This window comes from Streptomyces sp. NPDC051976 (assembly GCF_040680795.1).
GTDB lineage: Bacteria > Actinomycetota > Actinomycetes > Streptomycetales > Streptomycetaceae > Actinacidiphila.
In genome coordinates this window covers 81,220-102,417 of sequence record NZ_JBFAXL010000029.1, presented here as the reverse complement: position 1 = coordinate 102,417, position 21,198 = coordinate 81,220, and the positions used below count along the sequence as shown (strand labels likewise).

21 protein-coding genes are annotated in these 21,198 nt (G+C 73.8%); 13 read left to right on the top strand and 8 right to left on the bottom strand.

Going from position 1 to position 21,198, the window contains the following annotated elements:
• The first annotated feature begins 104 nt into the window (after positions 1 to 104).
• The 4 genes from AB0M29_RS26370 to AB0M29_RS26355 all read left to right on the top strand — a co-directional run bounded on the left by AB0M29_RS26370 (position 105) and on the right by AB0M29_RS26355 (position 3,721).
• Positions 105 to 857 carry an RNA polymerase sigma factor gene (locus AB0M29_RS26370; RefSeq protein ID WP_365386742.1) on the top strand — a complete coding sequence of 251 codons (753 nt, stop codon included), beginning with the start codon at positions 105 to 107 and terminating at the stop codon, positions 855 to 857.
• Positions 857 to 1,663, top strand: a complete 807-nt coding sequence (locus AB0M29_RS26365) for a Rieske (2Fe-2S) protein (protein ID WP_365386741.1) — start codon at positions 857 to 859, stop codon at positions 1,661 to 1,663. The genes AB0M29_RS26370 and AB0M29_RS26365 overlap by 1 nt, the downstream gene beginning before the upstream one ends.
• 50 nt (positions 1,664 to 1,713) lie before the next feature.
• Positions 1,714 to 2,556, top strand: coding sequence for a hypothetical protein (locus tag AB0M29_RS26360; RefSeq protein ID WP_365386739.1), 843 nt, complete (start codon positions 1,714 to 1,716; stop codon positions 2,554 to 2,556).
• Between the two features lie 154 nt (positions 2,557 to 2,710).
• On the top strand, positions 2,711 to 3,721 hold the full coding sequence (locus tag AB0M29_RS26355; protein ID WP_365386737.1) for a hypothetical protein: 1,011 nt from the start codon (positions 2,711 to 2,713) through the stop codon (positions 3,719 to 3,721).
• A 224-nt stretch (positions 3,722 to 3,945) separates the two neighbouring features.
• Here AB0M29_RS26355 and AB0M29_RS26350 read toward each other — a convergent pair whose 3' ends face one another.
• Together AB0M29_RS26350 and AB0M29_RS26345 are read right to left on the bottom strand one after the other, a co-directional pair.
• Positions 3,946 to 4,800 carry a PhzF family phenazine biosynthesis isomerase gene (locus tag AB0M29_RS26350; RefSeq protein ID WP_365386735.1) on the bottom strand — a complete coding sequence of 285 codons (855 nt, stop codon included), beginning with the start codon at positions 4,798 to 4,800 and terminating at the stop codon, positions 3,946 to 3,948.
• An 88-nt stretch (positions 4,801 to 4,888) separates the two neighbouring features.
• Entirely contained in the window at positions 4,889 to 5,671 is a 783-nt protein-coding gene (locus tag AB0M29_RS26345) for an SDR family oxidoreductase (RefSeq protein ID WP_365386732.1), read from the bottom strand.
• Positions 5,672 to 5,735: 64 nt separating this feature from the next.
• On the opposite strand from AB0M29_RS26345, the gene AB0M29_RS26340 reads away from it, so the two are divergent.
• Entirely contained in the window at positions 5,736 to 6,047 is a 312-nt protein-coding gene (locus AB0M29_RS26340; RefSeq protein ID WP_365386731.1) for a 4a-hydroxytetrahydrobiopterin dehydratase, read from the top strand.
• Between the two features lie 39 nt (positions 6,048 to 6,086).
• Here AB0M29_RS26340 and AB0M29_RS26335 read toward each other — a convergent pair whose 3' ends face one another.
• Positions 6,087 to 7,097 carry a Gfo/Idh/MocA family oxidoreductase gene (locus tag AB0M29_RS26335; RefSeq protein WP_365386729.1) on the bottom strand — a complete coding sequence of 337 codons (1,011 nt, stop codon included), beginning with the start codon at positions 7,095 to 7,097 and terminating at the stop codon, positions 6,087 to 6,089.
• 135 nt (positions 7,098 to 7,232) lie between these two features.
• Here AB0M29_RS26335 and AB0M29_RS26330 point away from each other — a divergent pair, with 135 nt between their 5' ends.
• From AB0M29_RS26330 to AB0M29_RS26320, 3 genes are read left to right on the top strand one after another with little or no spacing between them, the layout of a single operon-like run.
• The gene (locus AB0M29_RS26330; RefSeq protein WP_365386776.1) at positions 7,233 to 8,471 is read left to right on the top strand and encodes a multidrug effflux MFS transporter; all 1,239 of its coding nucleotides are present in this window, start codon (positions 7,233 to 7,235) and stop codon (positions 8,469 to 8,471) included.
• A 17-nt stretch (positions 8,472 to 8,488) separates the two neighbouring features.
• Positions 8,489 to 8,686 (top strand): hypothetical protein, encoded by a 198-nt coding sequence (locus AB0M29_RS26325; protein ID WP_365386728.1) that lies wholly within the window; start codon positions 8,489 to 8,491, stop codon positions 8,684 to 8,686.
• A complete protein-coding gene (locus AB0M29_RS26320) occupies positions 8,652 to 9,737 on the top strand; it encodes a serine hydrolase domain-containing protein (RefSeq protein WP_365386726.1) in 1,086 nt (361 codons plus the stop codon). The genes AB0M29_RS26325 and AB0M29_RS26320 overlap by 35 nt, the downstream gene beginning before the upstream one ends.
• Before the next feature lie 4 nt (positions 9,738 to 9,741).
• On the opposite strand, the gene AB0M29_RS26315 is transcribed toward AB0M29_RS26320, so the two are convergent.
• Together AB0M29_RS26315 and AB0M29_RS26310 are read right to left on the bottom strand one after the other, a co-directional pair.
• The gene (locus AB0M29_RS26315) at positions 9,742 to 10,923 is read right to left on the bottom strand and encodes a hypothetical protein (protein WP_365386724.1); all 1,182 of its coding nucleotides are present in this window, start codon (positions 10,921 to 10,923) and stop codon (positions 9,742 to 9,744) included.
• Positions 10,923 to 11,723: a polysaccharide deacetylase family protein gene (locus AB0M29_RS26310; RefSeq protein WP_365386721.1), complete on the bottom strand. Its 801-nt coding sequence runs from the start codon at positions 11,721 to 11,723 to the stop codon at positions 10,923 to 10,925. Before AB0M29_RS26310 ends, AB0M29_RS26315 begins: the two co-directional genes overlap by 1 nt.
• 217 nt (positions 11,724 to 11,940) lie before the next feature.
• Between AB0M29_RS26310 and AB0M29_RS26305 the strand changes: the two genes are divergently transcribed.
• A complete protein-coding gene (locus tag AB0M29_RS26305; RefSeq protein WP_365386773.1) occupies positions 11,941 to 12,615 on the top strand; it encodes a CDP-alcohol phosphatidyltransferase family protein in 675 nt (224 codons plus the stop codon).
• Here the strand turns inward: AB0M29_RS26305 and AB0M29_RS26300 are convergent.
• Positions 12,593 to 13,039 (bottom strand): adenylyltransferase/cytidyltransferase family protein, encoded by a 447-nt coding sequence (locus AB0M29_RS26300; protein ID WP_365386718.1) that lies wholly within the window; start codon positions 13,037 to 13,039, stop codon positions 12,593 to 12,595. The genes AB0M29_RS26305 and AB0M29_RS26300 overlap by 23 nt on opposite strands.
• Before the next feature lie 236 nt (positions 13,040 to 13,275).
• Between AB0M29_RS26300 and AB0M29_RS26295 the strand changes: the two genes are divergently transcribed.
• From AB0M29_RS26295 to AB0M29_RS26285, 3 genes are all read left to right on the top strand, one after another.
• Positions 13,276 to 14,535: a glycosyltransferase gene (locus AB0M29_RS26295; protein ID WP_365386770.1), complete on the top strand. Its 1,260-nt coding sequence runs from the start codon at positions 13,276 to 13,278 to the stop codon at positions 14,533 to 14,535.
• The gene (locus AB0M29_RS26290) at positions 14,532 to 16,214 is read left to right on the top strand and encodes a lipopolysaccharide biosynthesis protein (protein WP_365386717.1); all 1,683 of its coding nucleotides are present in this window, start codon (positions 14,532 to 14,534) and stop codon (positions 16,212 to 16,214) included. Before AB0M29_RS26295 ends, AB0M29_RS26290 begins: the two co-directional genes overlap by 4 nt.
• A gap of 389 nt (positions 16,215 to 16,603) precedes the next feature.
• A complete protein-coding gene (locus AB0M29_RS26285; RefSeq protein WP_365386768.1) occupies positions 16,604 to 17,872 on the top strand; it encodes a hypothetical protein in 1,269 nt (422 codons plus the stop codon).
• Here AB0M29_RS26285 and AB0M29_RS26280 read toward each other — a convergent pair.
• A complete protein-coding gene (locus AB0M29_RS26280) occupies positions 17,841 to 19,349 on the bottom strand; it encodes an O-antigen polymerase (protein WP_365386716.1) in 1,509 nt (502 codons plus the stop codon). The genes AB0M29_RS26285 and AB0M29_RS26280 overlap by 32 nt on opposite strands.
• Before the next feature lie 60 nt (positions 19,350 to 19,409).
• Entirely contained in the window at positions 19,410 to 19,901 is a 492-nt protein-coding gene (locus AB0M29_RS26275) for a VOC family protein (protein WP_365386713.1), read from the bottom strand.
• Between the two features lie 140 nt (positions 19,902 to 20,041).
• Between AB0M29_RS26275 and AB0M29_RS26270 the strand changes: the two genes are divergently transcribed.
• The gene (locus AB0M29_RS26270) at positions 20,042 to 21,187 is read left to right on the top strand and encodes a glycosyltransferase (protein ID WP_365386711.1); all 1,146 of its coding nucleotides are present in this window, start codon (positions 20,042 to 20,044) and stop codon (positions 21,185 to 21,187) included.
• Positions 21,188 to 21,198: the final 11 nt, after the last annotated feature.

Below are 21,198 nucleotides of genomic sequence, written 5' to 3'. Positions count from 1 at the left end.
CTCCATGTGTGCATCGGTGACCACCCCCTCTGGCGACGGGCGAGCAATGGCATTCAGGATGAGGCATGACCGCACGCAGAGCGCCCTGGACGCGGAGGCGTGGTGTGAACACGGCCTCGCGTAGGAGCGCGGCGGCGGGCGCGCCGACGACCACCGGGGAGCCGCATTCGGCCGCGGCCCCGGGGGCCGCCGGGGACCTGAGGAGAACGGGGGGGTCCCCGGCGGAGGCCGCCGTCGGCGCACGGCCGCGGCGGCTGCCGACCGCCGCCTACCCGGACTGGGAGGCGATCTACGCCGACAACGTCGACCGGATCTACCGGCTGATGTTCGGCAAGGTCGGCAACCGGCAGGACAGCGAGGACCTGACCTCGCAGGTCTTCCTGACCGCGCTGCCGTCGCTGCGGCCCACCGCGACCGTCGGCGAGGTCCGCGCGTATCTGCTGGCCACCGCCCGCACGGTGCTCGCGGGCCACTGGCAGCGCACCCTGGGCCGCCAGGTCACCGTCATCGACCTGGGCGAGGGCGGCCTGGAGGACTTCCCGGAACCGGGCGCACCGCCGCCACCCGGGGACGCCCCCGAGCGCGCGGGCCGGATACTGCAGGGGCTCTCCGACCGCTACCGCCGGATCCTGACCCTGCGGTTCCTGCGGGGATACTCGATCCGCGAGGCGGCGGCCGAACTGGACATCAGCGTCGCCAACGCGAAGGTGCTCCAGCACCGGGCACTGCGCCGGGCGGCCGGGCTCCGGCCCGAAGGAGGCGATCAGGCCCCACCGGCCCGCTCGGACGACGAGGTCGGACAGGATCAGCACGACCGGCGGGCGCGGGGCGACCGCGGAGAAGGAGGGGAGGCGTGATGAGAGGTGCGAGGGGCCGGGGAGCCGACCGTTTCGTGGACCGACTGCTGCGCCGCCGCAAGTCCCGGGCCTTCGACCCCACCGAGGAGGACGTGGCCGTGGTGCGGACGGCCATCGAGCTGGTGGCCGCGCGCCCCGGCGCGGACCGGCCGCGGCAGGAGTTCATCGACGAGCTGCGCGGCCGGATCGCCGCCCAACAGGCCGCCGCGGAGCGGGAGTCGGAGCAGCCCGCGGCAGCTCCCGCGGTCGTACGGCCGTGGAACGTGACGCTCACACCGGGCCGCCGCCGGTTCCTGCGGGCGGGCGCGGTGGCGGCCTCCGCCTTCACCGCCGGATTCGCCACCGACCGCTGCCTGGGCCCGAGTTCGTCCTCGGACGCGCCCGCCGCAGCGGACGGCGCCGGGGGCGGCGAGATCATGCCGACGACCGGTGCGTGGCAGACCGTCGTGGCCGCCGCCGACCTCCCCGAGGGCGCGGTACGGGACTTCGACCTCGGCGCCGTGGTCGGCGTCGTGCACCGCACCGGAGGCAGGCTGCGCGCGGTGTCGGCGGTCTGCACCCACCAGGCATGCCGACTCGGGCTCGACGACGCCCGCACCACCCTGGTCTGCCCCTGCCACGGCGCCACCTTCGCCCTGGAGGGCGCGCCCCTGCACAACTTCCGCTCCCACCACCCGCTGCCGCCACTGCCCCGGCTCGCGGTCCGCGAACACCAGGGCCAGATCCAGGTCTATGGCCCGGCCGACCACCCCTTGGCCGAAGGCGGCCCCACCGACCACCGTCCCACCGACCCGGGCACGGTGTGACCCTCACCCCGTCCGTAGAGTAAGCGCCTACGTGACAGGTGGGAGCGGAAGTGATCACTGAGCCGGAGCTGTCCTCGGGCGGGGAGCCGGAACCCGAGCGGGGCCCGGAGCCGGGAGCGGAAGCGGGTCACGAACCCGGCCCGGACGCGGGGCTGGAGCCGGGGCTCGGCGACCAACTGGCCACCCCCTCCGGGCCCGTGGGCCGCCGGCCGTGGACATGGGCGGTCGGCGGGGTCGCCGCGGCCTCCGTGGCCTGGGTCGCCGTGCTCCAGGGCACCGGCTACGGTCACACCGCCGCCCCCGACCTGCACGGCTACCACATCACCGACAACCCGTGCACCGGCCAGAACCTGCAGCCGCTCACCGACGCGCTCGCCGCGCAGGGCTTCCTCGCCCTCCCGGCCTCGGTCAGCAGGGGGCCGGCCCTCGACCATGTCTCGTGCGACATGGTCGGCTACCGGCCCGCCAACGACCACTGGCAGACCACGTACACCGTCACTTTCACCCTCGACCTGCACAAGAAGACCGATCCCCGCGCCGAGTTCGAGGACACCACGAAGGCGGTGCTCTCCACCCTGGCCCCGGCCCAGCAGGACGGCGCCGGACTCGTCACCACCGCGGACGACGGCGGGACCACGCGCCCGTATCCCGGGATCGGCGACAGCGCGTATCTGAGCAGCAGCGCCACCCGGCAGTCGCTGAGCGTGCGCCACGGCGGCGCCGTCTTCACCCTGACGCTCCAGGGCGGCAACGAATGGCAGGACACCGGCACGGCCTCCGCCGACGGGTCGCGGCCCCTTCCCCCTGTCGCCGACACTACGGCGCTCGCGCCGCAACTGCCCACGACGATGCGTCACTTGATGACGCTCATGTCGTCGGCGGGAAGTCATTGACGGTCCCGCCCCCGACCCGGCCGTCCCCGGTCCGGCCGCTGTCGCGGGGCTGCTGACCGGGGCCTTCGGGGTACCCGTCACGGTGACGCGGTGCGAACGGCTGGCGCCCTGGGCGGTGTTGCGGGCGTCCGTGGACGCGGCGCAGGGGACCGGCGTGCCGACCTCCGTCGTCGTGAAGTGGCTGCGTGACACGGCGGCGCGGGCTGACCCGCGGCAGACGCTGACCGAGGAGGCCGCACTTCGGTTCCTGGCCGACGATCTCGGGGTGGCGCTGGCACCGCGTGTGCTGGCGAGTGCGCCCCGGCCGCATGTGCTGGTACTGGAGGACCTGGCGCCGCGGGTCGCGCTCGACCAGGTGCTGCGCCGCGACGGTGCCGTCCCGCCGCCCGCCGCGCTCATGGCGTTCGCCGCGGCGCTGGGGGAGTTGAACGCCGCCACCGCGGGGCACGCGGACCGCTACTACGCCCGGCGGCGCGCGCTCGGGCCCGTCGACCCGCGGGCCGACCGCGAGGGCGCGGTCTTCGGCTCCTGGCGGGAGACGGTACGGCTCGCCGCGGACTTCGGCGCCGCGATGCCGGGTGCCGCCGCGGCCGAATGGACGGCGGTGCTCGACCAACTGGCCGACCCCGGCCCCTTCCTGGCGCTGACCAACGGCGACCCCGAGGCGAACAACTTCCTGGTCGCGGCGGGCGAAGGGCGGCTCATCGACTTCGAGTTCGCGGGCTACCGGCACGCGCTCACCAGCGCCGCCTGCCTCCACGTGCCCGGCCCCGGCTGGCTCACCGTGGGCGACCCCGTCGCGTCCGGCGCCCAGGACCACTACCGGCGGGCCCTCGCCCGTACGGTCCCGCAGGCGGCGGACGACCGGCTGTTCGGCGACGGCCTGGCCGCGGCGTGCATGGCGACCGCGGTCGAGCGGCTCCACCGCCTGACCACGCTCGACGCCCGCCCACCCGGCGACCCCAGCCGCCCGCAGATGGTCTCCACCCTGGAATCAGCCGCCCGCACCGCCACCACCCACCGCGCCCTCCCGCACCTCACCACCTGGTCACGCCGCGTCGCGACCACCCTCCGCCACCGCTGGAAGGACGCCGACACCGACCTCACGACCCACCCCCCGTACACACCGCGCGACCCCGCCACACCGGAGGACCGTGCCCCGTAGGGGCGCGGAGAACTGCGCGACCAGCCCGGTCCGGCCGGGGGCCCGGGAGCGACCGATCCGCCCCTCTGGGGCCGGGGGTGACGGCAGGCACCCGCCGCGGAGGACCGTGCCCCGTAGGGGCGCGGGGAACTGCGCGATCAGCCCCCACCGGGCCCGGAAGCCCGGGAGCGACCGATCCGCCCCTCCGGGCCCGGTGGTGACGCGCGCGCCCGAAAGGGCGACCTTCAGGCGATAACCGTCGCCTCCCCACTCACCCGCACGCGCGGGTCCCCCGCGCTGAGCTCGACCGTGAGGACGCCCGGGCGGCCGAGGTCGTCGCCCTGGTGGAGGGTGAGGGTGGCGGGGGCGGTGGCAAGGCCGAGGTCGCGGAGGTAGGCGCCGAAGGCTAGCGCGGCGGCGCCGGTCGCGGGGTCCTCGACCACACCGCCGACGGGGAACGGGTCACGGACGTGGTAGACCGACGGGCTCTCGCGCCACACGAGTTGCACGGTGGTGAGGTCGAGCGCGGTCATGAGCGCCGCCAGCCGCTCGAAGTCGTAGTCCAGGTCGGCCAGCCGCGCACGGCTCGCGGCGGCGAGGACGAGATGGCGGGCGCCCGCGTAGGCGATCCGCGGCGGGAAGGCCGGGTCGAGGTCGCCCGCCGACCAGCCCAGCGCGGCGAGCGCCTCGGCGAGGGTGTCGGGCGTCGCGTCCTCGATGTGCGGTTCCACGCTGGTGAGCGTGGCCCGCAGGGTGCCGGTGGGGCCCGCGGCGACGGTCACCGGGACCTCGCCCGCCGGAGTACGGAAGAGCAGGTCACCGGGCCCGGTGCGCTCGGCGATCGCCACCGCGGCGGCGACGGTGGCGTGGCCGCAGAACGACACCTCTGCCTTGGGGCTGAAGTACCGCACGGTGAGGTCGCGGCCGTCGGCGGCCGTCACGAACGCCGTCTCCGAGTAGCCCACCTCCGCCGCGATGGCGAGCATCGCCGCCTCGTCGAGTCCGGCCGCGTCGAGGACCACACCGGCGGGGTTGCCGCCCTCGGGGTCGGCGGAAAAGGCGGTGTACCGCAGGACTTCGGGAAGCGGGTTCGTCGTCATGCCCGGTCCAACCCGCCCCGATCGGCCCCGTATTCCCACCACCCCGCCCGCCCCCGGGCACCCCCCTAGGGCCGCCCGCCCCAAGGGCTTAGCCCCGCCCGATGTACGGCATCGCCGTCGCCATCACCGTCGCGAACTGCACGTTGGCCTCCAGGGGCAGCTCCGCCATGTGGCGCACGGTCCGGGCGACGTCCCGGACGTCCATCACCGGCTCGACGGCCGTCGTGCCGTCGGCCTGCGCGGTGCCGGTGCGCATCCGCGCCGTCATCTCGGTGGCCGCGTTGCCGATGTCGATCTGCCCGCAGGCGATCCCGTACGGGCGCCCGTCCAGCGACAGCGACTTCGTCAGGCCGGTCATGGCGTGCTTGGTCGCGGTGTACGCCACGCTCTGCGGGCGCGGGGTGTGCGCGGAGATCGAGCCGTTGTTGATGATCCGGCCGCCCCGCGGGTCCTGCCCCTTCATCATCCGGAAGGCCGCCTGCGCGCACAGGAAGGCGCCGTTGAGGTTGACGTCGACGACGAGCCGCCACTGCTCGTACGACAACTCCTCCAGCGGTACGGCGGGGCCGAACATCCCGGCGTTGTTGAAGAGCAGGTCCAGCCGCCCGGTGCGCTCGCCGGCCGCGGCGAACAGCCGGGTGACGTCCTCCGGCCGGGTGACATCCGACGGTACGGCGAAGGCGCCGCCCCCGGCCGGGGCGGCGGCCGCGTCCGCCGCCAGCGCCGCGGTCTCCTCCAGCGGTCCGGGCCGCCGACCGGCCAGCGCCACCGTCCATCCGGCGGCGGCCAGCTCCACCGCGACGGCCCGGCCGATGCCGGAACCCGCTCCCGTGACGACCGCGACCCGTCCGACCCGCTCGTTCTCGCTCATGGCACCGCAGGGTATGCGGTGCGACGATGAGCCCACCGTCCGCCCCGCACCAGGAGGCACCTCGATGGCCTATGCCGACCCGCTGTCCCGCAAGGAGATCGAGGACCGGCTCGCCGAACTCCCCGGCTGGTCCCTCACGAACGACGACACGACGCTCACCCGCACCTACCGGCTGGCGCATCTGCCGGCGGCGATCTTCGCCCTGCACATCGCCGGGATCCAGGCGGAACTCGACCACCACTCCGATCTGACCCTCGGCTACGACACCCTGACCGTCGCCATCACCACCCACGCCGCCGGGGCCAGGCTGACGGAGAAGGACTTCACCCTCGCCGCCAGGATCGAGGCGGTCTCGGCGGGCCACGGCGCGGCCTGACCCATAAAGGCCGCCCGCGAGGCGTACGGGCCCCGCCGTTCAGTCGACGCCCGGATAGGTGACGCCGATCCGCTCGCGGACCGCGTCCAGGGTGCGCATCACCGACAGGGTGCCCGCCAGCGGCACCAGCGGGGACTCCGTCTCGCCCGCGCGCAGCGCCCGCATCACCTCGGCGGCCTCGTGCCGCAGGGTGCCGCGGTCGTGGTCGGAGGTGACCTCGGACAGCCGGACGGTCACCGGGGTCTCGCCCTGGCGGTGGATCGTGAAGCGCTCGGGGTGGAAGAAGCCCTCGGCGATCTCGATCCGCCCGGTGGTGCCGGTGATGGTCGCCGGGGCGCCGGTGTCGGCGGTGATGGAGCAGCTCAGCGTGGCCACGGCGCCGTCGTTCCAGCCGAGGACGATGCCGGTGTTGTCGTCCACCCGTTCGGGTGTCAGATGCGCCCACGCCTGGATCGCGTCCGGCTCGCCGAGCAGCAGCTGGGCGAAGGAGACCGGGTAGACGCCGAGGTCCAGCAGCGCGCCGCCGCCCTGCGCGGGGTCGCGCAGCCGGTGGCTGGGCGGGAACTCCCCGGCGAACCCGAAGGCGGCCGAGACGTCCCGCACCTCACCGATGACGCCCTCGGCGATCAGCGCGAGCAGATGGCGTACCAGCGGGTTGCAGTACGTCCACATGGCCTCCATCAGGAACAGGCCGCGGTCGCGGGCGAGGTCCACCAGCTCGTGCGCCTCGCGGGAGTTGATCGTGAACGCCTTCTCGCACAGCACCGCGCGGCCCGCCTCCAGGCAGAGCCCGGCGGCGGCGCGGTGCGCGGAGTGCGGGGTGGCCACGTAGACCACGTCGACACCGTCGTCCGCCGCCAGCTCGGCCCAGCTCCCGTAGGCCCGGGGGATGCCGTAGCGCTCGGCGAACGCCTTCGCGCCGTCGAGGGTGCGCGAGCCGACGGCCACGACCTCCGCGTCCGGCATGGTCAGCAGCGCCTCGGTGAAGGTGGCGGCTATCCCGCCGGTCGCCAGGATGCCCCAGCGGATGGTCTGTGTGCCGTCACTCATCGGTCAGCCCTCATATCGGTCCCGGCGGTAGGCGATCGCTGAAAGAATAGGCGAGCAATTCAACTACTTATGAGGGAGAGTGCCGTGCAGGACGCCGGGGCGGACACACCCGCGCACACCACCGACAGCACGACCATCGCTCCCTCCCCGCACACCGTCGCCACGCGACGCCGCGCCGGACTGCTCGTCATCCTGGTCCTGGGCGGCCTCACCGCGCTGCCGCCGCTCTCCATGGACATGTACCTGCCCGCTCTGCCGCAGGTCACCGACGCGCTGCACAGTCCCGCGGCGACCGTACAGCTCACGCTCACCGCCTGTCTGCTGGGCATGGCCCTCGGCCAGCTCGTCGTCGGCCCGCTCAGCGACCGCTGGGGGCGCCGCCGCCCGCTGCTCACCGGTATGGCGGTCTACGTCCTGGCCACCGCGGTGTGCGCCTTCGCGCCGTCCGCGGAGCTGCTGATCGCCTTCCGGCTGGTCCAGGGCCTGGCGGGGGCCGCCGGGATAGTGATCGCCCGCGCGGTGGTCCGCGACCTGTACGACGGGGTGGAGATGGCGCGGTTCTTCTCCACCCTGATGCTGGTCTCCGGGGTCGCGCCGATCATCGCCCCGGTCATCGGCGGCCAGATCCTGCGCCTCACCGACTGGCGCGGCGTCTTCGCCGTCCTCACCGTGATCGGCCTGCTGCTCACCCTGGTGGTGTGGCGCTGGCTGAGCGAGACGCTGCCGCCGGAGAGCCGGCGCGGCGGCGGCATGGCGCAGACCTTCGGGGCGATGCGCGGACTGCTGGCCGACCGGGTCTTCACCGGCTACACCCTCGCGGGCAGCTTCGCCTTCGCCACCCTGTTCACCTATGTCTCCGCGTCGTCGTTCGTGATCCAGGACATCTACGGGGCCTCGCCGCAGACCTTCTCGCTGCTGTTCGGCGTCAACTCGGTCGGACTGGTCGCGATGGGCCAGTTCAACGGCCGGGTGCTGATCGGCCGGGTCAGCATGGACAAGGTGCTCGGCGCCGGGCTCGTCGTGGTCACCCTGGCGGCCGCCGCGCTGGTGGCGCTGACCACCGGGGTGTTCGGGCGGGCCGGGCTGCCCGCCGTCGCCACCGCCCTCTTCGTGCTGATGTCGGCGATGGGCGTGCTGCTGCCCAACACCAACGCGCTGGCCCTGATGCGCACCCGGAACGCCGCGGGCTCCGCCTCCGCGCTGCTCGGCACCTCCTCCTTCCTGGTCGGCGCGATCGCCTCGCCGCTGGCCGGCATCGCCGGTGACGGCACCGCCGTACCCATGGCCGTAACCCAGCTGACCTGCGCACTTGTCGCCGTGGCGTGCTTCGTCGGGCTCTGTCGGCCCTGGCGACGTACCGTGGAGGGACCGTAGGCCATCAGGAGGAAGCGATGTCCGATACCGCGGACGAGCGCACGTGGGGGTTCAAGACCGCCGACAGTGCGCTGCACACGGGGGCGGAAGGCGTGGTCGACCCCGAGGACCTGGTCATGCTGTCCGGCCGGGACCCCAGCCCCGAGCTGATCGAGAAGGCCCGCAAGACACTGGAGGAACATGGCGCCGCCGCTGTCGAGAGGTACCTGCCCTGAGGCGGGTCTCGACACCGCCGAGCTGAGCCGGATCGTCCCCGAGCTGGCGGGGTTCGTGCGCCCGGCGCCCGGGCACCCGTGGTGTGCGGGCGCCGTCGTGCTGGCCGGACGGGGCCGTACCGTCGCGCTGCACGAGGCCCTGGGCTGGGCCGTCCGCTACGAGGGCTACGACGAGGACGCCGACCGCGGCCGCGAGCTGCCGCCCGAGCGGTGGGTGCCCGCCCGGCCCGACACCGTCTTCGACCTGGCGTCGCTGACCAAGCTCTTCACCGCCCGGCTCGCCGCCGCCCATCTCGACCTGGACGCCGCCGTCGCGTCGTACATCCCCGAGTTCGCCGCCGCGGGCAAGGAGGCGGTCACCGTGCGCCAGCTCCTCGACCACACCTCGGGGCTGCGCGCGGAGGCGCCCTTCTACGACCAGCCGACGGCCGCCGCCCGCGCCGCGCTGCTGTGGGACGAGGCGCCGCTGCACCCGCCGGGCACCGCGCGGATCTACTCCGACCTCAACCTGATCGCCGCGCAGTACGCGCTGGAGCGGGCCACCGGACGGCTCCTCGACGACCTGGTCAGATCGGACATCACCGGCCCGTACGGGATGACCGACACCTGCTTCAACCCGCCGCCGGGAATGCTGCCGCGGATCGCCGCGACCGAGGACCAGCGGCGGCCCTGGGGGCGGCTGGACCGCGGCATGGTGCACGGGGTGGTGCACGACGAGAACGCGTACGCGATGGCCGGCGTCAGCGGTCACGCCGGGCTGTTCTCCACCGCGTGGGACCTGGCACTGCTGTGCCGCGCGCTGCTGGACGAGGGCGGGCCGTGGCCCGGCTTCGAGGTGGATCAGCCGTCGTTCATGGGCGAGTTGGCGGGCCGGGGCGCGGTCGGGCACACCGGGTTCACCGGGACCAGCCTGGTGCTGGACCCGGCGAGCGACAGCTTCCTGGTGCTGCTCACCAACTCCGTCCACCCGTCGCGGACCTGGCGGGAGGGCAGCGCCCCCCGCGCCGCCGCCGCGACCCGGCTGGCCCGGGCACTGCCCGCCGGAGCGTGACGGTCTAGCGGAAGATCCCGGTGTGGCCGAGCGAGTAGCGGCCGGGCTGCGGGTAGACGGCAAGACCGTGCGGGCCCGAGCCGACCGGGATCTTGGCCAGCGTGGCGCCGGTGGTGGTGTCCAGGGCGTAGACCTCCGCGTCGTAGCGCCCCGACAGCCACAGCACCCGGCCGTCGGCCGAGACGCCGCCCATGTCGGGGCTGCCGCCGCCGCGGATGTGCCACTTCTTGACGAGCTTGCCGGTGGCGAAGTCGAGCACCGAGACGGAGCCCTCCTCGCGGTTGGAGATGTACATGTACTTCGAGTCGCGCGAGACGTACAGGCCGTGGGCGCCCTTGCCGGTGCGCATCAGCACCGGCTTGGAGAAGGTGTCGCCGTTCATCGTCCAGACGCCGTCGGCCACCATGTCGGCGATGTACCAGACCTTGCCGTCGGGGGACATCTTCACGTCCTGCGGCATCGCGCCGTTGAAGGGCAGCTTCTGCTGCGCGACGACCTCCATCTTCGCGGTGTCGACCTTCAGCAGCTCACCGGAGAACTCGCAGGAGACGATGAAGTACCTGCCGTCGGTGGAGAAGTCGGCGTGGTTGACGCCGTAGCAGCTCACCGGCAGCGCCTTCTTGACGGCCATGGTGTGCGCGTCGCGGAAGACGAGCTGCCGGTCGAGCGAGGCCATCACCACCGCGTACTTGCCGTCCGGCGTGAAGTAGAGGTTGTACGGGTCGTGCACCGGGATCGTCCTGCCGACCTTGCCGGTGGCCGGGTCGATCGGGGTCAGGGTGTTGCCCCGGTCGTTGTTGACCCACAGCGTCTTCAGGTCCCACGACGGCACCACGTGCTGCGGCTGGGTGCCGACCGGGATGGTCTTGATGATCTTGTACGTCGCCGGGTCGATGATCGTGACGGTGTTCGAGTTGGTGTTGGGCACGTACACCCGTGACGGGAAGTTCCGTACCACCGGGGAGAGCGCGTTGGGGCGGTCCGCGGCGTAGACGTCCTTCGGGTCGAGCGGCGGCGGCATGCCGGGCAGGCCCTGCGGGACCTGCGCCCGGGCGGCCCTGATCGTCGCCTTCGCGGTCGTGTGGGCCGGTGCGGCGTGGCTGCCCCCGGCACCGCAGCCGGCGGTCAGAGCGGCGGCGACAGCGGCAACCGCGACGGGGAGAACGGAGTTCAGGGTGCGTCGCATCAGGTCAGCAGCTCCGAGGTCGTGACCGCGCGCAGACCGCGGCGGTGCAGGTCGTCGAGGATTCCGGGCAGCGCCGCGACGGTGCCCGCGTGCCCGAAGTGCAGGGAGACCACCGAGCCGGGGCCCGCGGCGGCGGCGACGGCGGCCCGTACCTTCGCGGCCCCCGGGTCGGTGTAGTCGAGCGGGTCCACGTCGTACGACAGCAGGTGCGGGTAGCCCGCCCGTCTCGCCAGGCTCACCACCAGCGGGGTGGCGTTCCGGGTGCGGGAGGGACGGAACCAGCGGCCCTGCGAGCCGGTCAGCCGGCGCAGCCGCCGCGCGCAGCCCTCGATCTCGGCGGTGGCCGCGGCGGCGTCCATCGCGTCGATGTCGGCGTGCGTCTGGGTGTGGTTGCCCAGTTCGTGGCCGCCGTCCAGCACGCGCCGGGCGAGCTGCGGGTAGGTGTCGAGCCAGCTGCCGACGGCCAGCACCGTCACCCGGGCGCCCGCCCGCTCGGCCTCGGCCAGCAGGGCGGTGGCCAGGGCCGGTTCGCCCTGGCCGTGGAAGGTCAGGGCGAGCTGCGGGCGGTCGCGCGGACCGTGCGCGATCTGCGCCGGCAGCCCCGGGCGCAGCGGGGGCGGACCGGGCGGCGCGGACGCGGCGGGGGAGGCCGCGCGGTCGGCCGTGCCCGGCGATCCGGTGGCGTCCTCGGACGTGGCGGGCGCGACGCCCGAGGGGTGGCCGTCGGCGCAACCGGCCAGCAGCGACCCGGAGGCGGAGGCGGCGGTCACCTGGAGAAGGGTGCGGCGGGAGATGGACATCACGGATCACTTTAAGGCGTAATGTCCCGATCTCTGGGAGGTGGCAGGCCCGTTGTGCCACGGGTGCGCCGCCCCGCGAAGCCGCCTGTCATCATGGGTCCCCACACGGCGCCGCGCGGCGGCGCCGCCAGGGAACTGCGTGGGGGGCTGCGTGGCAAGGACGGTAGTGGCGGCCGCACCGGGGCGCCCGGCGGGCTTCACCGCCGCGCTCGGGGAACTGCGCGCCGCACAGAAGACCGCCAAGGGGGTCTCGCTCTACTCCCGGTACGTCAACCGGCCCGTCGGCCGGGTGCTGGCGGCGGCCGCGTACCGGCTCCACCTCACCCCCAATCAGGTGACCCTGGTCAGCGCCGCCTTCAGCGGGGCCGCCATCGCCGCCCTCGCGGTCTGCCGCCCGTCGTGGCCGCTGGCCGTCGCGGTCTGGGCGGGCCTGGCCGTCGGCTTCGCCTTCGACTCCGCCGACGGGCAGCTCGCCCGGCTGCTGCGCGCGGGCGGACCGGCGGGGGAGTGGCTCGACCATGTCGTCGACTGCGCGAAGATCACCGCGGTGCACGCGGCCGTCCTCATCACCTTCTACCGGCACTTCCCCCTGCCGTCGGACGGCTGGCTGCTGCTGCCGCTCGGCTTCCAGCTCGCCGCGGTGCTGATCTTCTTCGGCGGGCTGCTGACCGACAAGCTCACCCCGAAGACGCCGGGCGCCGCCGCGCCCGCCCCGTCACGGCTGCGCGCCGCCGCCCTGCTGCCCGTCGACTACGGCGTCTTCTGCCTGGTCTTCCTGCTGCTGGGCAGCGAGCGCGCCTTCCGCACCGGCTATCTGCTGCTCTTCGCGGCGCACGCGGTGTTCCTCGCCGCGTTCCTCACCAAGTGGTTCAGAGCGCTTCGGAGGGTGTGACCGGCTCGGCGAGCGTGTCCAGCGCCCGGCGCAGCTGGGTGCTGGAGGTGTGCACGGTGTACGGGAAGTACACGATCTCCACCCCGACGGCGGCGAAGTCCCGCTCCAGCCGCAGCCCCTTGTCGGTGCCGCGCCAGTCGTCGCCCTTGAACAGCACGTCGAACCTGACCTGCTGCCAGGTCTCCAGCTTGTCCGGCACCGTCTCCACGAACGCGGCGTCCACGAACCGCACGCTGCGGACGATCTCCAGCCGCTCCACCAGCGGCACCACAGGACGGCGGCCCTTGGCGAGCGCGGCCATCTCGTCCGAGACGACGCCCGCCACCAGATAGTCGCACTGGCTGCGGGCATGCCGAAGGATGTTGAGGTGGCCGACGTGGAAGAGGTCGTAGACCCCCGGCGCGTAACCGACCCGATGTGCCATGCGACGACCCCCCAGCCGTACAACTTGCGTACTACTCGCGTACAACGCTCCCCAGCGCTGCAGAGTCTCACACGATAACGGCAGGCGTCGCGAGGGTGCCGACGTTTGCCGAAGAGCGACGACCAGTGGCCCTGTCGGTGCCGTTCGGGTGAACGACTAGGGTATGCACCTGTTCAACTCTGGGGGGAAGGAACACGTCTGTGGTGGCTGAGTCCGGCGCGCGCCGCCGTCTGCTGCTGGTCTCCACCAACTACGCGCCCGAACACGCCGGGATCGGCCCGTACGCGACGCAGATCGCCGAGCACTGGGCGGAAGCCGGCGACGAGGTGCATGTGCTGGCGGGCATGCCGCACTACCCGTCGTGGAAGCTCGACACGGGGTACGCCGGGGTGTGGCGGACCACCGAGGAGCGCGGCGGGGTGCGGGTCCACCGGCGCAGGCACACCGTGCCGCCGCGGCAGACCGCCGTCAGGCGCGCGCTGTTCGAGGCCACGGTGCTCGGCCACGGCCTGCTCGCACCGCCCGCGATGGAACGCCCCGACGCCGTCGTCGCGCAGATGCCCAGCCTGGCCGGCGGCGTGCTCGGCGCCCGGCTGGCCCGGCGCCACGGCGTGCCGTACATCCCCGTCGTGCAGGACCTGATGGGCGCGGCGGCCGCGCAGAGCGGTATCCGCGGCGGCGCCCGGGTGGCCTCGGTGGCGGGCGCGATCGAGGCGTACGCGTTGCGCCGGGCCACCCTCGTCGGCGTCATCCACGAGACCTTCCTGGCCAAGGTCGCCGCGATGGGCGTGCCCGAGGACCGGATCCGGCTGGTGCCCAACTGGTCGCACGTACGCCGCCCCTCGCGGCCGCGGGACGAGATGCGCGCCCGGCTCGGCTGGCGGCCGGGCCAGACGGTGCTGCTGCACTCCGGCAACATGGGCCTCAAGCAGGGCCTGGAAGTGCTCGTGGAGGCGGCCAGACTCGACCCCGAGCTGCGGGTGGTGCTGATGGGCGACGGCAACCAGCGCGAGGAACTGCGCGGCCTCGCGGGCGGCCTGCCCAACCTCGACTTCGCGCCGCCCGCGGACGACGAGGAGTTCCCCGACGTGCTCGCCGCGGCCGACGCGCTGGCCGTCACCCAGCGCGCCTCCGTGCTGGACATGAGCATCCCCTCCAAGCTCACCTCCTACTTCGCCGCCGGGCGGCCGGTGGTCGCCTCCGTCGCCGCCGACGGCGGCACCGCGCAGGAAGTCGCCCGCTCGCGCGCCGGAGTGGTGGTCACACCGGAGGATCCGCGCGCTCTGCTGGACGCCGTGCGCGCGCTGGCAGATGATCCTGGGAGGGCCGACGCGCTGGGGGCGTGCGGCCCGGAGTACGCGGACGCGCATCTCAGCCGGGAGGCGGGTCTCGCGCGGATCGACGCGCTGCTCGCCGAGGCGCTGGACGCCGGGCCGCGCGGCGCGACCGGGGGCACCCGGGGCGGCAGACAGACCGAGGGGGCAGTGGGCAAGTGAGCGACACGACGCGCGCGGACGAGGCGACCGACGAACCGGATCTGCTCCGCGACCAGTTCCGGCAGCTCGTCCGCTACCGCGGTCTGCTCGCGGCGGGCCTGCTGGTCGGCCTGCTGGGCGGCGCCTGGGTCGGCCTCACCGGCGCGGACACCTACTCCGCGACCAGCGAGGTGCTGGTACGGGCCGCCACCGTCGACCCCTTCGCGACCGGCGCCACCGCCGACAAGGGCATCAACATCGGCTCCGAGCGGCAGACCGCGGTCAGCAGCACCGTCGCCAAGGCCGCCGCGGCGATCGCCGGACGGCCGGTCGAGTCGCTGCAGAAGTGCGTCCAGGTGACCAACCCGCCGAACACGCTGGTGCTGCGCTTCACGTGCAGCGCGGGCAGCGCGTCGGACGCCGCCACCGGGGTCAACGCCTTCACCAAGGCGTATCTCAACTACCGCGAGGCGCAGACCAAGGGGATCATCGCCCGGATGATCTCGGGCTACCAGTCGCAGCTCAGCCCGGTGGTCAAGCAGCGCAACGACCTGCTCAAGCAGATCCAGCGGGCCACCGACCCGCAGGTCGTCGGCACCCTGGTGTCGGTGCAGACCAACCTGCTGGGCCGCATCTCCGAACTCGACGGCGAGATCGGCGGCCTGAAGGCGCTGGACACCAACCCGGGCTTCGTCATCAAGCCCGGTGTGGAGCCCACCGCGCCGTCCGGCCCCGGACTGGCGATGATGCTGGGCCTCGGCGGCGGCGTCGGCATCGCGCTCGGGCTGCTCGCCGCCTGGGTGCGGCTGGTCTTCGACCCCACCGTCCGCTCCGAGGGCGAGGTGACGCGCACGCTCGGCGCGCCCGTGCTCGGTACGCTGCCGCGTGCCCGGCGCGGCGGGAAGGGCAGCGGGCCGCTGCCGCTGCTCGCCGAGGGGCAGGGCGGCGGGCGGCTCGCCGAGGAGTACCGCTCGGTGGGCTTCCGGCTCGCCCACGACAAGAGATTCGCCGACCGGCGGCGGCTCCTGGTGGTCGCACCGCGCGGCTCCAGCGAGACCGCGGCGGCCGTCGCCGTCAACCTGTCCGCGTCCTTCGCCGAGATGGGCATGGAGGTGCTCCTGGTCGAGGCCGATCTGCGCACCCCGTCACTGACGGCCCGGCTGCGGACCGCCGACGGCGCCCGGCCCGGCTGGGCCCGCTCGCCCGGCCTGGGCGACGGCGGCTGGCCCGCCGGGCTGCAACTGCCCATCGACGCGGGCGAGGCGGGCTCCTTCGACCTCGTCCCCGGGCGCCGGGTGCGCAATGTGGCCCGCGCGCTGACCTCCGCCCCGGCCACCCGGCTGTTCGCCGAGGCCGACGAGCCGGGCGCCGCCGTGGTGGTGCTGGCGCCCGCCGTGCTGGCCTACGCGGACGCGCTGGCGCTGGCCGACCGGGTGGACGGTGTGGTCGTGGTCTGCGACCCGCGCGCGGTGCACCGGGCCGATCTCGTACGGGTACGCGAACTCGTGCACGCCGCCGGTGGCGCCGTGCTCGGCGTGGTGCTGCACGCCGCGGAGCCGGGCGGACGCCGCCGCTTCGGTCTGCGCCGCCGCGGCTCGGGCGACACCGCGCCGCCCGCGGCCTTCGACCCCACCGACCTTCCGGCCGCCTCCTCCACCGCCGCCCCTCTCCCCGCCCCGGAGCGTCACCCGGTCCCTTGACCGGCCCCGCCCCGCGGCCCTCACCCCTTCCTGCCGCGGCCCCCGGGGCCGTCCCGCCGCCCATCGCCCCACGACCCCCAGGCCCACGGACCATCGACACCACGCCCATCGACACCACGCCCGACACCCCGGCACCGGACACCGGCGCGCCGGCGCGCGACGCCGCGGCCACCGGCCATGACCCGGTGGTCGAGTACCGCTACGCCCGGGCCCGGGTGGACGCCGCGGCCAGCCTCGACGCGGACACCCTCACCCTCTACATCGGAGGCCGGTTCGCCGGATTCGGCGACACCGCTTCCGACGAGGAGGGTCCGGACGACAGCGGTTCCGCCGCCGAGGACGCGCCGGACGACCCCGGCCGCCCCGCCGAACCCCCGCCCACCGGGGGCCTGGGGGCGAAGGCGGCCATCGCCAGTTCCGTCGCCGACCAGGGCGTCGCCGCGTTCACGAACATCATCGTGCTGGTCGTGGCCGCCCGGCTGTCGACCGCCGCCGGGTTCGCGGTCTTCTCGATGGTCTACATGGTCTTCACGGTGCTGCTCGGCATCGGTGTGTCCTACGTGGGACAGGCGCTGGTGCTGGAGCGCGGAGAGGGCCGGGTACGGGCGGCGTGCCGGTCCGCGGCGACCTTCACCGCGGTGGCGTCGACGGTGATCGGGCTCTGCATGGCCGGGGCGCTGTCCTTCGTCCCCGGGGGGACGGCGGGCGGGCTCGCCGTGCTGGGCCTGGTGCTGCCGATCGTGCTCACCCAGGACGGCATGCGCTACTGCTTCTCCGCCCTGCGCCTGCCGCACTACGCACTGGCCGCCGACACCGTACGACTGGCCGTGGCCGTACCGGCGTTGGCCGTGCAGCCGCACGGGGCAGGGGCCGTACGCCTGGTCGCCGTGTGGGGGATCTCCGCGGTGCCCGCGCTGCTGGTGGGGGCCGCGCTGCTGTGGCCCAAGGTGCGGCACGCGCCCGTCGACCTGCGCGCGTACGTCCGCCGCGGCCACCTCGGGCAGCGTTTCGTCATCGAGTTCGGCGTCGGCAACGCCACCAGCCAGCTCGCGGTGGTCGGCCTCGGGCTCTTCGCCGCCCCGCTGGCCGTCGGCGCGCTGCGCGGCGCCACCACGCTCTTCGGCCCGATGAACGTGCTGTTCAACTCGGCCACCGCCTTCGGCCCGCCGCTGCTCAACCGGGTCCGCGGCACCGACGACAAGGTCCGCGCGACCGCCGTGCTCGGTATCGCGCTGGCCTGGGTCGCCGTCGCGTGGACGGTGGTGCTGATGCTGCTGCCCGACCACGTCGGCCGTCAGCTCCTCGGCGCCACCTGGGCGTCCTCCTCGGCGCTGCTGCCCGCCTCGGGCAGCCAGTACGCGGGGATCGCGCTGGGCACCAGCGCGCTGCTCACGCTGCGGGTGCTGCGCCCCCGGGCGACCCTGCCGATCCAGGTCGTCTTCTCGCTGGCGTCCGTGGTCTTCATGCTCGTCGGCTACGCGGCGGACGGCGTGCTCGGCGCCGCCTGGGGCCTCTTCCTCGGCTCCGCCCTCAAGGCGACCGCGCTGTGGCTGCGGATCGCCGCGGTCCGGCGCGGGACGGGGGCCGGCGCGGGTCAGCAGGCGCCCGGCGCCGCCGAGGAGGGCGTCACCGCAGGATCTTCCGCCGGTCCTCGCTGAAGGTGGTCACCAGCGCCAGGCACACCGCCGCGATGCCGATCCGGCCCGACGCCTGGAGCAGCGGGCCGCGCAGCAGGATGAAGGAGTAGCCGGAGACCAGCGGGATCACCACGGCCATCACGGTGCCGGGACGGCCGTCCTCCAGGGTGCGCTGCGCGTATCTGCGGTCCGCGCGGGCACAGGCGTAGCCGAGCAGCAGGAACCCGCCGGTCATGCCCACCGGGCCGAAGTCCAGCCAGAGTTCGGCCCACAGGGGTGACGACAGGTTGGTGTTGGTCATGCCCATCCACTGGCCGACCTGCACCCCGGAGTCCAGCGGTTTGCCGTGCCAGACCGAGCGCGGCACGAAGAAGAAGACGTCCGCGGCGAGCTGCCGTCCGTCGGAGTGGCCCGCGCCGGAGTGCACGAAGGTGAGGGTGTTGGCGAACATCCCCACCTGGTCGTAGTCCTTGAGCGTCAGCGGCTCCAGCACCGAGGTGGTCTGCACCGGGTGGTAGCCGCCGGAGTCGTAGCGGAACCGGTCGAGGAACGGGAAGAGCAGCAGCGCCCCGATCACGCCCGTCACCAGCGCCGCGCGGTACAGCACCGGGCTGCGCGGGAAGGCGGTGAACAGCAGCGAGAAGACCACGGTCAGGAACCAGTACCGCGGGTTGGAGATCGGGTTGTTGACGATCAGGTTGACCACCACGAGACCCGCGAGCGCGGCGATCGCCGTCGGCCTGCGGCGGGCGACGCGCGAGGTGACCATCCAGCGGACCAGGAACAGCAGCGCCAGCAGCGCCGGTACGGTGCCGAAGCCGCGGATGAACGCCGAGCCGACATGGCTGTCGCCGCTGCTGCCGGTGAGCCCGCTGGCCTGCACCGACGCGCTGATGCTCTGCCTGCTGGTGAAGAAGACGGCGGGGCCGCCGAGTTTGACGATGCACAGCGCGCTGCCCAGATACGCCACCGCGATCAGCAGCCACAGCCTGCGCCGCGACACCGAGGCGGGCGGCCTTGCCCTGCGCGTCCGCGCCGAGGGGCGGTGCCTGGCCAGCAGCGCCCCCACGTCGAAGGCGACACAGCCGACCAGGATCAGCGTGACGGCCGTCGTGGTGTCCGACCGGTCGCCGACCACCGGGGTCGGCACCTGCCCGATCACGTCCTGGGCGAGCGGGGCCACGCCCATCGCCACGTACACGAACAGCCAGAAGGCGCCCTGGATGAGGCGGCGGCGCCGGGTGAGCACCATCGCGGACAGCCGGCCGCCCGCGTACACGGTCAGGGTGAGCTGCAGCCAGTACGCCGCGTCCCGCACGCCGGTGCCCGGCTGGGCGGTCACATAGGCGGGCAGGAAGCCGACGAGCGCGACCACCAGCGGTACGGCGAGCGCCCGGGACAGCGCGGCCCGCGGCACACTCGGCCCGGAGGGCGCGACCGGCGGCAGCGCGCTGTCCGCCGTCCCGGCGCGTATGTCTCCCGGCACCTCGACCGCCATCGCCCCGCCCCTTTCCCCTGGCGAGAGTCTATGACCTCGCCGTCGGCGCCGGGCCCGCGGTCAGCCGCCGTCGTACGCCTTCTGCAGCGCGGCGATGTCGAGCTTGCGCATCGACAGCATCGCCGTGGTGGCGCGCGCGGCCGCCTCCCGGTCGGAGCCGTTGACCATGAGGTCCATGATCGCCTCGGGGATGACCTGCCAGGAGACGCCGTAGCGGTCCTTCAGCCAGCCGCAGACGCTCTCCTCGCCGCCGCCCTCGGTGAGGGTGCGCCAGTAGTGGTCGACCTCGGCCTGGTCGGCGCAGTGGATCTGGAAGGAGACGGACTCGTTGAAGGTGAACTGCGGGCCGCCGTTGAGCGCCAGGAAGCGCTGCCCGTTGGCGGTGAACTCCACCGCGAGGACCGAGCCGGGCTCGCCGGGCCCGGCCTCGGTGACACGGCTGAGCCTGCCCCGCTCGGAGCCGGTGTCCTTGAACACCGACACGTAGTAGTCCGCGGCCTCCTCGGCCTGTCCGTCGAACCACAGGCAGGTGGTGAATCCGTTGGTCGCCATCGTCGCCTCCACAGGTGACTGGTAGGTGGTGTACACGGGTGCAGACCGCTCCCGGGCGCGAAACTCATCGGTCCCGGCCAGGTCCCGATAAGCTGCGCGGATGGTGCCGGGGGGCGCCTCAAGGGGAGGGGAATGCGGTTGTGAGGGTTCTGCACGTGGTCACCTTGCACACGCCGACGAACGACTTCGGCGGTCCTACGCGGGTGGCGCTCAATCTGTCCAAGGGTCTGCGCGCCAAGGGCGTGGACGCACGGATCGTGACGCTGGGCAACGGCTTCACCGGACCGCTGCCGACCGAGGTGGAGGGCGTCCCCGCCTTCGTCCACCAGGCGCGCCAGGTGCTGCCGTTCGAGGTCAGCGGGATCACCTCGCCGGGGCTGCTGGCCCGCGCCCGGCGGATGGTGAAGTCGGCGGACGTGGTCCATGTCCACCTGATGCGCGACCTGATCACCCTGCCGTTCGCGCTGATCGCGCTGGAGGCCGGGGTGCCGCTGGTGGTCCAGACGCACGGCATGATCGACCCGACCGAGAAGGTGTTCGCCAAGGCCGTGGACGTCCTCGGCATGAAGCGCGTGCTGCGCAGAGCGGACGCGATCCTGCACCTGACGCAGATGGAACGCGAGGGGGTCCAGGCCGTGGTGCCCGACACCCCGCTGGACACCTTCCACCGGCTGGTCAACGGCGTGACGCTGCAGTACCGCCGCCCCAAGCGCGAGGACCGCCCGCCGACCGTGCTCTATCTGGCCCGGGTGCAGGAGCGCAAGCGGCCCGAGGACTTCGTGGGCGCGATCCCGACCGTGCTGGCCAAGTACCCCGACGCGCGCTTCGTCCTGGCCGGGCCCGACACCGGCGGGCTGACCGGACCGATGCGGGAGCTGGCGCGGGAGCTGGGGGTGTCCGACGCGCTGGAGTGCGTGGGCGCGCTCGGGCACGACGAGGTGCTGGAACAGCTCCGCCGGTCCGACGTCTACGTGCTGCCGTCCGTCGTCGAGCCGTTCGCGGTGTCGATCCTGGAGGCGATGTCGGTCGGGCTGCCGGTGGTGGTGACCCGGACCGGCGGGCTGTCGCCCGAGGTCGAGGCGGCGGGCGCCGGACGGCTCACCGACAGCGACCCCGACGCGGACAACGGCCCGCTGGTCGGCCAGGCCATCCTGGAACTGCTCGACCCGGCCGCCAACGAGGAGGCGTCGGACGCCGCCTGGCACCTGATCCGCGACCGCTTCTCCATCGGCGCGGTCGTGGACACCCTGATGCAGGTGTACGGGGGCGTCACCCGCGCACGGTGACACCCCCGGCT

Excerpts from the sequence above, each read along its gene's own strand:
- AB0M29_RS26365 (WP_365386741.1), top strand. The coding sequence starts at position 857 with ATGAGAGGTGCGAGGGGCCGGGGAGCCGACCGTTTCGTGGACCGACTG.
- AB0M29_RS26350 (WP_365386735.1), bottom strand. The coding sequence starts at position 4,800 with ATGACGACGAACCCGCTTCCCGAAGTCCTGCGGTACACCGCCTTTTCC.
- AB0M29_RS26345 (WP_365386732.1), bottom strand. The coding sequence starts at position 5,671 with ATGAGCGAGAACGAGCGGGTCGGACGGGTCGCGGTCGTCACGGGAGCG.
- AB0M29_RS26340 (WP_365386731.1), top strand. The coding sequence starts at position 5,736 with ATGGCCTATGCCGACCCGCTGTCCCGCAAGGAGATCGAGGACCGGCTC.
- AB0M29_RS26335 (WP_365386729.1), bottom strand. The coding sequence starts at position 7,097 with ATGAGTGACGGCACACAGACCATCCGCTGGGGCATCCTGGCGACCGGC.
- AB0M29_RS26325 (WP_365386728.1), top strand. The coding sequence starts at position 8,489 with ATGTCCGATACCGCGGACGAGCGCACGTGGGGGTTCAAGACCGCCGAC.
- AB0M29_RS26320 (WP_365386726.1), top strand. The coding sequence starts at position 8,652 with ATGGCGCCGCCGCTGTCGAGAGGTACCTGCCCTGAGGCGGGTCTCGAC.
- AB0M29_RS26315 (WP_365386724.1), bottom strand. The coding sequence starts at position 10,923 with ATGCGACGCACCCTGAACTCCGTTCTCCCCGTCGCGGTTGCCGCTGTC.
- AB0M29_RS26310 (WP_365386721.1), bottom strand. The coding sequence starts at position 11,723 with ATGTCCATCTCCCGCCGCACCCTTCTCCAGGTGACCGCCGCCTCCGCC.
- AB0M29_RS26300 (WP_365386718.1), bottom strand. The coding sequence starts at position 13,039 with ATGGCACATCGGGTCGGTTACGCGCCGGGGGTCTACGACCTCTTCCAC.
- AB0M29_RS26280 (WP_365386716.1), bottom strand. The coding sequence starts at position 19,349 with ATGGCGGTCGAGGTGCCGGGAGACATACGCGCCGGGACGGCGGACAGC.
- AB0M29_RS26275 (WP_365386713.1), bottom strand. The coding sequence starts at position 19,901 with ATGGCGACCAACGGATTCACCACCTGCCTGTGGTTCGACGGACAGGCC.